General features: G+C 71.6%; 10 protein-coding genes and 1 pseudogene. 1 reads left to right on the forward strand and 10 read right to left on the reverse strand.

The annotated features are described in order from the left end of the window. Positions 1 to 135 precede the first annotated feature (135 nt). The 7 genes from GA0115240_RS05955 to GA0115240_RS05985 all read right to left on the reverse strand — a co-directional run bounded on the left by GA0115240_RS05955 (position 136) and on the right by GA0115240_RS05985 (position 9484). On the reverse strand, positions 136 to 1620 hold the full coding sequence (locus GA0115240_RS05955) for a glycoside hydrolase family 76 protein (RefSeq protein WP_093735602.1): 1485 nt from the start codon (positions 1618 to 1620) through the stop codon (positions 136 to 138). Positions 1621 to 1905: 285 nt separating this feature from the next. Continuing rightward, positions 1906 to 2466 carry a GTP-binding protein gene (locus GA0115240_RS05960; RefSeq protein ID WP_370673285.1) on the reverse strand — a complete coding sequence of 187 codons (561 nt, stop codon included), beginning with the start codon at positions 2464 to 2466 and terminating at the stop codon, positions 1906 to 1908. Positions 2467 to 2653: 187 nt separating this feature from the next. Beyond that, entirely contained in the window at positions 2654 to 3022 is a 369-nt protein-coding gene (locus GA0115240_RS05965) for a DUF742 domain-containing protein (protein WP_256069569.1), read from the reverse strand. Further along, positions 3019 to 3453: a roadblock/LC7 domain-containing protein gene (locus GA0115240_RS05970; RefSeq protein ID WP_093735604.1), complete on the reverse strand. Its 435-nt coding sequence runs from the start codon at positions 3451 to 3453 to the stop codon at positions 3019 to 3021. The genes GA0115240_RS05965 and GA0115240_RS05970 overlap by 4 nt, the downstream gene beginning before the upstream one ends. Beyond that, positions 3450 to 6218, reverse strand: a complete 2769-nt coding sequence (locus GA0115240_RS05975) for a sensor histidine kinase (RefSeq protein ID WP_161302033.1) — start codon at positions 6216 to 6218, stop codon at positions 3450 to 3452. The genes GA0115240_RS05970 and GA0115240_RS05975 overlap by 4 nt, the downstream gene beginning before the upstream one ends. A 463-nt stretch (positions 6219 to 6681) precedes the next feature. Next, positions 6682 to 8868, reverse strand: a complete 2187-nt coding sequence (locus GA0115240_RS05980) for an MMPL family transporter (RefSeq protein WP_093735606.1) — start codon at positions 8866 to 8868, stop codon at positions 6682 to 6684. 169 nt (positions 8869 to 9037) lie between these two features. Next, complete coding sequence (locus GA0115240_RS05985; RefSeq protein WP_202451074.1) at positions 9038 to 9484, reverse strand: FAD-binding oxidoreductase; 447 nt, start codon at positions 9482 to 9484, stop codon at positions 9038 to 9040. Between the two features lie 548 nt (positions 9485 to 10032). Between GA0115240_RS05985 and GA0115240_RS05990 the strand changes: the two genes are divergently transcribed. After that, positions 10033 to 10491: an ATP-binding protein gene (locus GA0115240_RS05990; protein WP_093735608.1), complete on the forward strand. Its 459-nt coding sequence runs from the start codon at positions 10033 to 10035 to the stop codon at positions 10489 to 10491. Between the two features lie 70 nt (positions 10492 to 10561). Here the strand turns inward: GA0115240_RS05990 and argF are convergent, their stop codons facing one another. The 3 genes and pseudogenes from argF to GA0115240_RS06005 form a co-directional block, all read right to left on the reverse strand. Then, positions 10562 to 11560 carry an ornithine carbamoyltransferase gene (gene argF / locus GA0115240_RS05995; protein ID WP_093735609.1) on the reverse strand — a complete coding sequence of 333 codons (999 nt, stop codon included), beginning with the start codon at positions 11558 to 11560 and terminating at the stop codon, positions 10562 to 10564. Between the two features lie 101 nt (positions 11561 to 11661). Beyond that, positions 11662 to 12885, reverse strand: coding sequence for an arginine deiminase (locus tag GA0115240_RS06000; protein ID WP_093735610.1), 1224 nt, complete (start codon positions 12883 to 12885; stop codon positions 11662 to 11664). A gap of 62 nt (positions 12886 to 12947) precedes the next feature. Continuing rightward, a pseudogene (locus GA0115240_RS06005) lies at positions 12948 to 13537 on the reverse strand (polynucleotide kinase-phosphatase); the annotation flags it as partial.

The raw sequence follows: 13537 nt of genomic DNA on the forward strand, positions 1-13537 counted from the left end.
GCGGCGGGGAGCGCGGCGCCCAGGGCCAGGCCGAGACCAAGACCGAGTGCGGGCACGGTCAAGGCGGTGGTGAGACGTCTGTTCATCACGGTCACTGATCCTCATCCTTGGTGGGGGGACACGCTCACGGCTCGCTCAGCCGGCCGCGTTGAGGAGGTCGAGGACGCTCTGCTGGCAGCCGTAGTCGGTGGTGCCGTTGCCGCCGGCCCAGTGCGGGCCGTACTGGTCGAGGCTGTTGCGGTCGTGGGCGTACGCCGAGTTCGCCCAGGCGGAGATCGTCGCGGTGTAGGGGTGGTCGCTCAACTGGGCGTTGAGCCGGCCGAGTCCGCGGACGTAGGCGCCCTTGAAGGAGGGGCCGTCGCCGGTGCAGCTGTCGCCCTCCCCGGGCTCGCGCAGCACGCCGTTGGTCGCGAGTTTCACCGTGGAGGCGCCGGCCAGGGTGCGCGCGGTGGTGAGCAGGCCGGCGTCACCGGTGGCCCGGTACAGCTCCGTCAACCCGCCCAGCACGACACCCTGGTTGTACGTCCAGGTGGGCTGGCCATTGTTGGCGCAGGAGGCGCTGAGGCCGTCGTTGATCAGGTGGTCGCCGTTGATCATCCCACTGCGCTGGAACCAGCTCCACTCGTTCTGAGCCCGGCTCAAGTAGGCGGTGTCGCCGGGGATACGGTTGTGCAGGGCCGCGGTGAGCTGGAGGAACAGCTCATTGGTGACGGCGTTCTTGTAGGTGTTGTTCTCGGCCCACTGGACGCCGCCGCCGCATGTGCCGTTCCAGTAGGCGAACATGTGGTCCGCATCGGTCCGCGCGGTGGCGAGGTAGCGGCTGTCCCCGGTCAGGTCGTAGGCGTCGACCCAGGCCAGGCCCCACCAACCGGTGTCGTCCAGGTAGTTGTTGGTGAAATTGCCTTCCTGCGCGCCGAGGTTGGCGTCGTAGGTCTGGGCGATGGCGTACTCGTAGCTGCCCATACCGCTGGTCCGCGCGTTGTCGATGACGGCGGTCAGCGCGTTGGCGCCGGTCCACCAGCCGTTGCCGCCGAAGAGCTTGGTGCCGCGGTCGAACGACATCATCAGGGCGGTGGCGGCGGCCGTCGAGCGGCTGCCGGCGTTCCAGGTGGTACGGGCCCAGGACGTACAGGCGATGTCGGTGCGGTCCCCGGCCCTGCCGCAGGCCCGCAGCGCGCCGACGCCCAAGGCGTTCCAGTCGTCGACGTTGAACATCTGGGTGCGCCAGCCGCGTTGCCCGGTGGGCACGGTGGTGTCGCCGAGCTTGCTGCCGTCCGACCAGGTCCGGCCGCCGTCCATCGAGCGGTCGAGCCATACCTCGTCGGTGGGGCTGCCGTTGTCGATGGACGCCCAGCCCATCGCGTCGGTGTCGTCGAAGTGGAGCACGATCGAGCGGGAGAAGAGCGTGGCGGTGACCGGCTGCCGATCCTGGGGGCTCAGGGACGGGTCCCGCGCGTCGCAGTACTTGTTGCAGATGGCGGCGGCAGCGGCGGCCGAGGCTGAGGCCGAAGCCCGGGCGGGGGCCGGGGACGGGGACGGAGCGCCGGAGGCGGCGCCGATAGACATCGTTGTCAGACCGAGCGCGAGAAGGACCGCGCCGATCAGTCCGGAGATTCGCATGGGGGGACTCCCGGGGGGTCGGACGCGTGGGGACGCCGAGGACAGGAGGAGAGCGCTCTCCGCGAAGTTAGCCAGCCACCCCGGGCGCGTCAATGCTCCGCACCACCAGTCGGACCAATGTCGCGTTCGGGAGGGGAACCGAACGGACACCGCACCAGATCTGCCGGTCTGTCATCCGATGTCTGTCGCCTGTCTGTTCGCCGCTGTCGAGGTCTGTTCGCCGCTGTCGGCGTGTGTTCGCCGCTGTCCCCCGGTCCGTCCGTCGCGCCGGCTCCCGATGCGGTCTCAGGTGAGGGCGCTGCGCCGGGTCTCGATGGCCAGGACGTGCTCGACCGCGTGGATCAGGATCTCCTTGGCGGACTCGCGCACCCGGGCGTCGCACAGGAGGACCGGGACCTGCGGCCCGAGGCTCAGTGCCGCCCGGACCGTCTCGGTGGGGTAGGTGCGGGCGCCCTCGAAGCAGTTGACGGCGACGACGAAGGGCAGCCCGCGCCGCTCGAAGTAGTCGACAGCGGGGAACGACGAGGCCAGCCGTCGGGTGTCGGCCAGCACGACCGCGCACAGGGCGCCGGCCGCCAGTTCGTCCCACATGAACCAGAAGCGGTCCTGCCCCGGCGTCCCGAAGAGGAACAGCGCGAGCCGGTTGTGGATGGTGACCCTGCCGAAGTCCATGGCGACGGTCGTGGTCCCCTTGCGCTCGACCCCGGCCAGGTCGTCGACACCGATGCCGGAGCGGGTGAGGATCTCCTCGGTGTGGAAGGGCACGATCTCGCTCACCGCCGCCACCAGCGTGCTCTTTCCCGCGCCGAAGCCGCCGGCGACGAGGATCTTCACCGCCTCCGGCATATCGTCACCGGGGGTGGCGGGGCCACCGTCCCGTAGCACCTCTGACATTGCGAACACGCCTTTCAACCCGTTGTCCTGTGCCTCCGGCCGCCCCGCTCGGGGAGCCGCCCGACCGCTTGTTCCGCGTTTTCCGGTCCCCGTCCCGCAGCCGGCCACGCGCGCGGCACGCGCCGCGCGACGGTCCGCCTCACAGCGCGCGAAGCCCTTCGAGCACCTCTCTGATGACCTGGACGCTCGGCCGCCCGACCGGATCGGCGGGCTCGCGGACCCGGATGGCCCGCGCGTCGAGCAGATCGCTGAGCAGGACCCGGACCACCCCGACCGGCAGGTTCATCCGGGCCGCCACTTCGGTCACCGACCGGGGGCGGCGGCACATGGTGAGGATGGCCTGGTGCTCGGGCTGCATCTCCACCCAGTGCTGCAGGTTGTCGACCACCGCGACCACGAAGGCCACCAGGTCGAACAGGTAGCGCTCGCTGCGGGTCCGCCCCCGCACCATCGCGTACGGGCGGACGACCGGGCCGGCCGCGTCGTCCACCCATTCGGCCGGTGTCACATCACCATCCTGGGGCCCGGGGCCGGTTCGAGGCGGGAGTCCACCGACAGGTGGCGGCCGAGCCGCTTGACCAGCATGGCCATCTCGTACGCCACCACACCGATGTCGGCGCCCTCGGGCGTCAGCGCGGTCAGGCAGGCGTTGTCCCCGGCGGCGCAGACGAAGAGGAATCCCGCCTCCATCTCCACCATCGTCTGGCGCACCGCGCCGCCGCCGAAGTGCCGGCCCGCGCCCTTGGCCAGGCTGTGGAAGCCGGAGGCGACCGCGGACAGCCGCTCGGCCTGGTCGCGGTTCATCTCGCCGGAGGCACCGAGCAGCAGACCGTCCGTCGACAGCAGGACGGCATGGCCGATCTCCGGCACCTGCCGGACCATGTCGCTCAGGAGCCAGTCGAGATTGGGGCTCATCTCGGAGACGTTGGACTGCGTCATTGCTCGCCGTGCCTTCCCTGGTCGGAGTACTGGTTGTGCGAGGGGAACGGAGCCTGGGCGGCGCCGGCCCGATGACCGCCGGCCGGGACCTGGCCACTGGCGTGGCCGCTGCCGAAGCTGTAGCCGCCGCCGTTGCTGTTGCCGTCCCCCGGCGGAGAGCCGTGGCCGACCCGTGCGCGTGCGGCTCCCGCCTGCAGGGCCGACATGATCGAGCGCACCTGCTCGGGCCGCCCGGCCGGACTCTCGTAGCCCGGCAGCCCGTAGCCCGCCCGCTCCGGACGTCTCCCGCCCGGCCACTGCCCGGCGTACGAGCCGGGGTCCTGGGACGGCCCCGGGCCGTGGAACGACCCGGTGCCGTGGGACGGGCCGGTGTCCCGGAAGTCGCCGGTCTCCTCGTACGGTGCCCAGGACGAGGGGGATCCGGCCGACTGGTGGTCGGGGGCGGCGCCGGAGCCGCCCCAGTCCATCAGCCGCCCCGCGTCCATCTCCTCGGACTCGTTGAGCAGTTCACGGGCCAGGCTGGCCTGCGGCACCCGGCGCGGCAAGCCGTCGATCATGTCCGCCTCGTCGTACTCCGCCACCGGCGGGAAGGACGATGCCGGTACGTAACCGCCGCCCGGGCCGGGCGAGGTGGGCCAGCCGGCCGCGGGCGCGCTGTGGGCCTGGGCGGAATAGCCCTGGGCGGTGTGTGCCTGGGCGGCATGTGCCTGGGCGGGATACGCCTGGGCGGCGTGCACGGGACCCGAGGGCGCGGGACCGCCGGCCGCCTGGCCGGCGTACGGCGCGGACATCGGCATCGGCTCGGCGCTGTCGCCGAGCACCTCGCCGTCACCGCCGGGCCGCATCCAGGGATGCCGCTGGCCGGGCGCGGGCGCCGGCCGGGCGGGCCCGGGCGGCGGGATGGCGGCCGGCTCCCACTCCAGCAGGTCCTGCGGGATCAGCACCACCGCGTTGACCCCGCCGTACGGGGACTGCCGCAACGACACGCTGATGGCGTGCCGCTGGGCCAGCCGGCCGACCGTCACCAGGCCGAGCCGCGTGCTGTCCAGCGTGCTCACGTCGAGCGAGGAGCCGATCCGGGCGTTGGCGGCGGCCAGTTCCTCGCTGGGCATGCCCAGACCGCGGTCGTCGATCTCGATGATCAGTCCGCCGGCCGCGGTGCCCAGGCTGACCCGCACCTCACTGTCCGACGGCGAGAACACCTCGGCATTCTCGATGAGTTCGGCGAGCAGGTGGATCACGTCGGCGGCGGCGCGCCCGCGGATGCCCACCGACGGCACCGGCAGCACCACCACCCGGGCGTAGTCCTCGGTCTCGGCGATCGCGCCGCGCACCACGTCCACGGCAGGCACCGCGTGCCGCCAGAAGCGCCCGGGCGGCGCGCCCGAGACGATGATCAGGCCTTCCGCGTAGCGGCGCATCCGGGTGGCGAGCTGGTCGAGCCGGAACAGCTCCTCCAGCGTCCTGGGGTTCTCCTCGTGCCGCTCCATCGCGTCGAGCATGCTGAGCTGGCGGTGGACCAGGGTCTGGCTGCGGCGGGCGAGGTTCACGAAGACGTCGCTGATCCCGCGGTGCAACCGGATGTCCTCCTGGGCGAGTTCGACGGCGGTGAGCTGCAGGGCGTCGAAGGCGGCGCCCAGTTCGGCCATCTCACGGTTGACGAAGACCGGGCGGGCCATGTCGCCGCGCACATCGACGCTCTCGCCGCGCCGCAACCGGCCCACCACGTCGCGCAGTTGCTTGTCGGTGAGATTGCGCGCCGAGCTGTGCAGGCGGCCGACGTCACCGATCAGCGAGCGTGCCATGCGGATCGACATGAAGACGGAGACGATCAGCGCGATCAGACCCAGCAGCCCGGCGAGCACGAGTTCGATGAACGCCCGGCGGGCGGGCGGGCCGGTACGGGTGAAGACCAGCGAGATGTCGTCCAGCGCGGTGGAGGAGGCCGCCTTGTCCTCCGCGTCGTAGGCGCCGCGCCAGCTCTCGATGGGGAACGGCAGGCTCTTGGCGGCCGGTCCGGCCGCGATGAGCTGGTCCTCCATGGCCGTGATCCGGCCCAGCGAGCCGTCGGGCGCCGCGAGTTTCAGGAACGGGGTGCGCTGCGGGGCGGGGAAGCGCGCGACCGCCTGGGCGGTGAGCGTCCGCTGCGTCCCGATGTCCTGGACGACGGCGCTGTAGCCGGCCGGGTCCAGCCGGTGGGCCGGGCTCGCGGCCGCGGCCGAGATGAGCGCGTCCTCCTGGGACAGCACGTCGCCGGCGGGCACCAGGGTGTACAGCGCCTGGCCGAAGTCCTGGGCGTCCTGGTTCGGCAGGATCGTCATGGCGCGCAGCGCCTCGGAGATGCTGTTGTCGACGGCGGTGTAGGCCGCCAGGACGGCGTCACCGGTCAGCTTGCCGGCGTCGACGCCCTGCCGGGTCGCCGGGAGCGTGCCCAGCGCCCGCTCGGCGCCGTCGACGCCCCTGCGCACGGCGGCGCTCTCGTCACCGCGGACGCTGCCGTTGTGCGCCTGCTTGAGGAAGGCCGCCACCGCGGCGTCCGACAGCTTGCGACTGCGGTTCAGCCCGGCCGGATCCGCGCCCGGCGCCACCGCGGCGATCACCGAACTGCGCCGCTCGCCCTGCAGCACGACGATGGCGCGCCCGAGCGGGGCCGCCAGCCGGTTGCCGATGGTGTTCTCGTGTTCCAGGGTGAGCGCGTTGCCGAGGGAGAGGTTGGCCGCATAGGCCCACAAGGCCGCCAGTGACAGCAGGGGAAGCAACAGCAATGCCGTGAATTTGCGACGGATGGACCAACTGCGTCTTTTCATTGAGGCCCTGTCAACTCTAAGGGTAGCCCACAGCCGCCGACGATTAAAAAGGTAGGAGCTCAAGCAGAAGGATGCGGAACACTCTCCCGCACAAGTAATTCGAGGAGCCGATGCGCGACACGGACGTACGGCAGCAACTCCCCTTTGGCGGTGCGGGAGTTGCTGTCGCGATCAGCGTAAGAGAAGCGACAGAACGGCGCCGCCGTCGAAGGTGACACCTTGGTTAACGCGAAGCGTCGGAAACCTAAACCACTCCGACCTGTCCGGTATTGTCAGGCAATCACCCGCTGCGGCCTGGGTGCATACAGAATTTACCGGCGCGGGGCGCCGAGGTCCGGATCCGGACCTCGGATCCCGGCCGCGGATCCCGGCCGCGGATCCCGGCCGCGGATCCCGGCCGGCTTCCCGTGCCCGGCCGGTCTCAGTGGTCGTCGCTGTCCGTCGCCTCGATGCTGAGGTTGGGCACCACGCGTTCCAGCCGGGCGGGCAGCGCCCAGTTCGCGGGGCCCATCAGGTGCATGAGGGCGGGGACGAGCAGACCGCGGATCACCAGGGCGTCGACGAGGACCGCGAAGGCCAGGCCGAAGCCGAACTCCTTGAGGACGCGCTGGTCGCCGAGCAGGAAGGAGCCGAAGACCAGGATCATGATGCCGGCCGCCGCGGCGATGATCCGCCCGCTCTTGGCCTGGCCGACCGTCACCGCCCGGTGGTTGCGCGCGACGGCGTCGCGTGCGGCGCCGTGCCGGTGGTGCCATTCCTCCTGCATCCGGCTGACCAGGTAGACCTCGTAGTCCATCGAGAGTCCGAAGAGCACCGAGAACAGCAGCACCGGGATGAAGGCGTCGACCGGGCCGGTGCCGGTCAGGCCGAGGGCCGAACTGCCCCAGCCCCAGGTGAACACCGCGTTCAGCGCGCCGAGGGCGGCGCCGACCGACAGCAGGTTCATGACCGCCGCCACCAGCGGGATCAGCAGGCTGCGGAAGACCGCCATCAGCAGCAGGAACGCCAGGACGACCACCACCGCGACGAACAGCGGCAGTTTGCCGCTCAGCACCCGGGAGAAGTCGATGTTGGTGGGCGTGACGCCGCCGACGTGCACGACCAGGCCGGTCCCGTCCTCGGCCGCGGGGACCAGGTCGTGGCGGATGGTGTTGACCAGGGTGACGGTCCGGCTCGCGCCCGGATCGGTGGTCGGGTAGAGGATCGCCAGCTCGACCTCGCCGTTCGGTGAGGTCACCGCCGGGGTCACCGAGGCCACTCCCGGCGTCCGCGCGGCCGTGCGCAGCAAGTCCGCGAAAGCCGTGGTCGCCGCCGGTCCCGGGACCCGGCCGACGAGTTGGAACGGGCCGTTGAATCCCGGGCCGAAACCCTTGGCCAGGGCGGTGAAGGCCTGGTGGGTGGTGGACGAGGCCGGGTCGTTGCCGGCGCCGGCGGACCCCAGGCGCAGGCTGAAGATGGGCAGCGCGACCACCACGACCACGGCCAGCGAGGAGATCCCGACGAACAGCCGGTGTGTCTCGATCGCGCGCGCCCAGCCCAGCCAGAAGCCGCTCGCGTCGGTCGAGATCGGGCCCTTGGCGGCCAGGGCGGCGCGCTCCCGCCGGGACAGCACCTTCGGGCCGAGGAAGCCGAGCATGGCGGGCAGGAAGGTCAGCGAGGTGGCCATGGTCAGCGCGACGGTGATCGCCGAGGAGGCCGACAGGCCGTAGAGGAAGTTGACCCCCAGGGCGAACTGCCCCAGCAGCGCGATGCACACCGTGATGCCGGCGAACAGCACGGTCCGGCCGGAGGTGTTCACCGCCTCGTCGGAGGCGGCGGCGTAGGACTGGCCGGCCCGTACCGCGGTGCGGTGCCTGCTGATGATGAACAGGCCGTAGTCGACCCCGACGCCGAGGCCGATGAGGACGGCGAGGTCGGTGGAGACGCTCGGGGTGTCCATCGCGTGGGACAGCAGGCTGATCACCGAGGTGCCGAGCACCAGGGCGACCGCCGCGGTCAGCAGGGGCATCAGCGACGAGAAGACGGCCCCGCCGAAGACGATCAGCAAGATGATCAGCGCGGCCACCACGCCGACGGTGACCGACACCCCCGGGCCGGTGCTCTCCTCGTTGGAGATGGACGCGCCACCCAGCGAGACGCGCACGCCCGGCCCGTCCGCCGTCTTCGCGGCCTCGATCAGGTGCCGGGCGTCGTCCTTGGTGACCTTCGCGGCCTTCTGCCGCCAGGTGACCCGGGCGAACGCCACCGCGTCGTCGCCGCTGATCTGCGCGGCCCCCTGCTTGCTGTAGGGGCTGACGACGGACTCCACCCCGGGCACCGCGGCCACCTTGCCGAGGGCTGCCTTCACCCGGCGCTCCACCGCCGGGGAGCGGACGGTGGCGCCGCCTGTCGCCTCGAAGACGACCTGGTCGCCCTCCCCGGAGGCCGCCGGAAAGTTGTCCGTCAGGAGTTTCACCGCGGCCTGAGAGTCGGTGCCCGGCAGGCTCACGCTCTCGTTGTAGTGGCTGCCGATCGCCCGGCTCAGCCCGAAGGTGACGATCACGGCCAGCACCCAGAAGGCGACGACTCTCTTACGGTGCGCGAAGCACCAATGGGCCAGTCGGGTCACCGGGTCTCCTGCGGCGGGCACAAGTGCTGGACGGCAGCAAGGCCTACCCGCTGGCGGGCCCGGGGACAGGACAATCACCCGGGTGCGGACAAGAATCCCGGCTGCCTCCCGTCCTGGGACATCTCCGGCTCCGACCGCTCGCTGACCTCGTGCCGTTCACCGTCCGCGGTCACACCTCGATGGCGGTCACATGGTCGCAGGCCCAGCCATAGGCGCGTCCCATGGTGGAGCTGACTCCGCCGCCCAGGGTGTAGCCGATCACGCCGACCCCCGGGGAGGAGCCGGGAAGCGGCGCCAGCCCGTGTGCGGTCGCGGCCTCCACCAGTTGCTGGAAACGCACTCCGGCCGCCACCCGGGCGGTTTTCCGCTCGGGGTCGATCGCCACGTCGGACATGCGCCGGGTCGTGATCAGAAGCGTGTCGTCGGTGGCCGGAACGGACGGTCCGTGGCCGGTATTGAGCACGGCGACGTTCAGCCCGTGCCGGCCGGCGAAGCGCACCGCCTCCGAGACGTCCGCGGCGCTCGTCGCCCCCACCACGACCGCGGGGTGATGGGCGACGGCGAGGTTGAACACCGCCGTCTCCTCGTCGTAGCCCTCCGTGCCGGCGGTGAGCACCGGGCCGCCGAGGCGGTCGGCCAGCGCGCCGACGGCGCGCCGCCAGGTCTCCGCGGGCGAAGGGGAGTCGTGTCCACGGGATGCCGAGTTCCTGAGTAATACCTTTCCCTATCCGCAATACGGGTGTATTCGTTCGATCGATCCCTTCGACCGCCGCGGCCGGGAAGGCGGCGGGGCGGTGCCGGCACTCCGTCAGCGGTCCGAGTCGGTCGTTCCGGCGTCATTCGGGCCCGAAGCCGGGCGCCGCTTCCGTTTGCGCCGGCAGGATCGCGTCAAATCCGCCGACCGAGGGAGAAGAGTGCGCGGAAAGGGCTGCCGACAGCGCTGCCGGACTTCCTCGCTGGAGTCGCGCATTTCCTGGTCACGGATTCCGGTGCGCCAGAAAGAACTCCGGGGACCGCGTCGGGTACCGCGATCCGCGGTGCGCCGCCGGCCCGGCGGTACGGCCATACCGATTACGGTGTCAAACAGCTCGGGACTGCTATGCCCCCGCTGTCTCCATTGCCGGGTTCGTACGCTGGAGGGAGACGAGGAAGGGATCCCACCCGATGACCAGCCCGCGATGCGCGCCGGACGGCACGCCGGAGCGCTGCAGCCTGTGGCGGATACCGCTGCCCCACTCCCCCGCAGCAGTGCCGCTGGCCCGGGCGATGATCCGGGATCTGCTCGCCGAACCGGCGCGGGCCGAGGGCTTCGACTGCGACACCGCGGAGCTGCTCACCGCCGAGGTGGTGACCAACGCCGTCGAGCACACCCCCGGCGGCCCCATCGAGCTCATCGTCGAACTGCTGGCGCGGGGCTTCCAGGTGGAGGTGCACGACCCGGGGCGCGAGGTGCCGGCCGGCTTCACCCGGCTGATCCCGATCCAGTCGGTGGCCCCGGACGCGGTCCCGCTGGAGTCGCTGGCCGAGGGCGGGCGCGGACTGCTGCTGATCCGGACGCTCAGCGCGTCCTCGGGCTGCCGGCTGACCGGCAGTGGGAAGGCGGTCTGGTTCATCCTGTCCTGAACCGCCCGTCCGGGGGGCCGCCGCCGCCCGGGCCCGCGCCGGTCCGCCGCCGGGGATCACGCCGGGCCGCTCAGGCCAGCGTCGCCACCAGGACCGCCTTGATGGTGTGCATACGGTTCTCCGCCTGGTCGAAGACGACCGACCGCTCGGATTCGAAGACCTCGTCGGAGACCTCGAGGAATTCCAGCCCGTGCCGCGCGTGGACCTCCCGGCCGACCGCGGTGCCCAGGTCGTGGAAAGCGGGCAGGCAGTGCAGGAAGGTGGCCCGCGCGTTGCCGGTGGCCCGCATCACCTCGGCGGTGACGGCGTACGGCTTGAGCAGCGCGATCCGCTCGTCCCAGACCTCCTTCGGCTCGCCCATCGACACCCAGACGTCGGTGTGCACGTGGTCCGCGCCCCGCACCGCCTCGCCGACGTCCTCGGTGAGGGTGATCCGCGCGCCGGTGGCCGCGGCCAGCCGGCGGGCCTCGGCGGTGACCGCGTCGTCGGGCCACAGGCCCCGGGGCGCCGCGATCCGTACGTCCATGCCGAGCAGCGCGCCGGTGACCAGCAGCGAGTTGCCCATGTTGGAGCGGGCGTCGCCGAGGTAGGCGTAGGAGATCTCGCCGAGCGGCTTGGGGTTGTGCTCGGTCATGGTGAGCACGTCGGCCAGCATCTGGGTGGGGTGCCACTCGTCGGTGAGGCCGTTCCAGACCGGCACCCCGGCGTACGCCGCCAGCTCCTCGACGATCCGCTGGCCGTGGCCGCGGTACTGGATGCCGTCGAACATCCGGCCCAGCACCCGGGCGGTGTCCTTGACCGACTCCTTGTGGCCGAACTGGGAGCCGGACGGGTCGAGGTAGGTGGTGGCCGCGCCCTGGTCGGCGGCGGCGACCTCGAAGGAGCAGCGGGTCCGGGTGGACGTCTTCTCGAAGACCAGCGCGATGTTCTTGCCCCGCAGCCGCTGCTGCTCGGCGCCCGCCTTCTTGGCCGCCTTCAGCTCCGCGGCCAGTTCCACGAGGTGGCGGAACTCCTCGGGGGTGAAGTCCAGCTCCTTGAGGAAGTGCCGGCCCTTGAGGTCGACGGCCATGCGGGGACTCCTAGGTCGGGGGGCCGGGGCGAACTCCGGAACTCTATACGATAGTCGGCATTCTTATACAGGCCCCCGGCTCCTCGGTCCCGTGGTCCCGCTCACACCGCGTCGCGCTCGATCGGACAGCTCATGCAGCGCGGACCGCCCCGGCCGCGGCCCAGCTCGCTGCCCGGGATCTCGATCACCTCGACGCCGCGTTTGCGCAGGAAGGTGTTGGTGGTCGCGTTGCGCTCGTAGGCGATCACCACGCCCGGCTCGACGGCCAGGACGTTGCAGCCGTCGTCCCACTGCTCGCGTTCGGCGGCGTGCACGTCCTGGGTGGCGGTGAGCACGGTGATCGCGTCCAGCCCGAGGGCCGCCGCGACGGCCCGGTGCATGTGCTCCGGCGGATGGTCGGTGACCTTCAGGTCGCCCTCCCCCGAGCCGGGTTCGATGGTGTAGGAGGGCAGCATGCCCAGCCCCGCGTACTGGGTGAAGGTGTCCCCGTCGACCATGGTCATCACCGTGTCCAGGTGCATGAACGCCCGGGTCTTCGGCATGTCGAGGGCCACGATGGTCCGCGCCGAACCAGCCGTGAACAGACCGCGGGCCAGCATCTCCACGGCCTGCGGGGTGGTGCGCTCGCTCATCCCGATCAGCACCGCGCCCTTCCCGATGACCAGCACGTCACCGCCCTCGATGGTGGAGGGGTAGGCGGCCTGGCCCTCGGACCACACGTGGAAGCCGCCGCCGGCGAACAGCGGGTGGTAGCGGTAGATCGCCTCGAAGTGCACGGTCTCGCGCTGGCGGGCCGGCCAGCGCATCGCGTTGATGCTCACGCCGTCGTAGACCCACGCCGAGGTGTCGCGGGTGAACAGGTGGTTGGGCAGCGGGTTGAGCAGGAAGTCGTCCAGGTCCATGGCGTGGAAGCGGACCGAGACCGGTTCGGGGAAGCCGGCCAGGAACTCCCGCTTGGTCATGCCCCCGATCAGCGCCTCGGTCAGCGCGGCGGCGTCCAGCTGCTCGAAGGCGGCCCGCAGGTGTCCGGTGGCCAGCGGGCCGTACTCCTTCTCGTCGAAGACCCGGTCCAGCACGAGCTTCTTCGCCTCCGGCAGCCGCATGGTCTCGCGCAGCAGGTCGCCGAACAGGTGCACCCGCACGCCGCGGTCGCGCAGCACATCGGCGAAGCCGTCGTGCTCCGCGCGGGCCCGGCGGACCCACAGGAGGTCGTCGAAGAGCAACGCGTCCATGTTGGTCGGGGTCAGGCGCTTCAGTTCGAGATCCGGGCGGTGCAGGATGACGCTGCGCAGCCGCCCGGTCTCGGAGTCCACGTGGAATCCCATGGAAGAAGACCTTCCCATGCCGGGGGCCGCGCGGCACGCTCCGGTGTGCCGGCGCCGCCCCCCTACAGCCGCGGGTCGACCGGCTCCGACTCCAGGGCCAGCACCGCGAACACCGCTTCGTGCACGCGCCACAGCGGCTCACCCGCCGCCAGCCGGTCCAGGGCCTCCAGACCGAGGGCGTACTCGCGCAGGGCCAGGGAGCGCTTGTGGCCCAGGGCCCGGTTCCGCAGCCGGGCCAGGTGCTCGGGGCGGGTGTACTCCGGACCGTAGATGATCCGCAAATACTCCCGGCCGCGGCACTTCACGCCGGGCTGCACCAGCCGGCCCGCCTCGTTGCGCACCAGCGCGGCCAGCGGCTTGACGACCATGCCCTCGCCGCCGGCCTCCGTCAGCTCCAGCCACCAGCGCACCCCCTCGGCGACCGACGCCTCGTCCCCGGTGTCCACCATCAGCCGGCCGGTGGTCCGCAGCAGGCCGCTGGTGTCGGCCGCGGCCAGGCGGTCGATCAGCGCCAGCTGCCGGTCGTGCGGCAGCGCGGCGAGGCTGCGGTCCTGGACGGCGAGCAGCTGGAACGGCGCCAGGCGCACGCCGTCCAGACCGTCGGTGGTCCAGCAGTACGGCGGTAGGCGTCGGTGACGCCTGCGCTGCGCGG

Source organism: Streptomyces sp. DvalAA-14, from assembly GCF_900091855.1.
Taxonomy (GTDB): domain Bacteria; phylum Actinomycetota; class Actinomycetes; order Streptomycetales; family Streptomycetaceae; genus Actinacidiphila.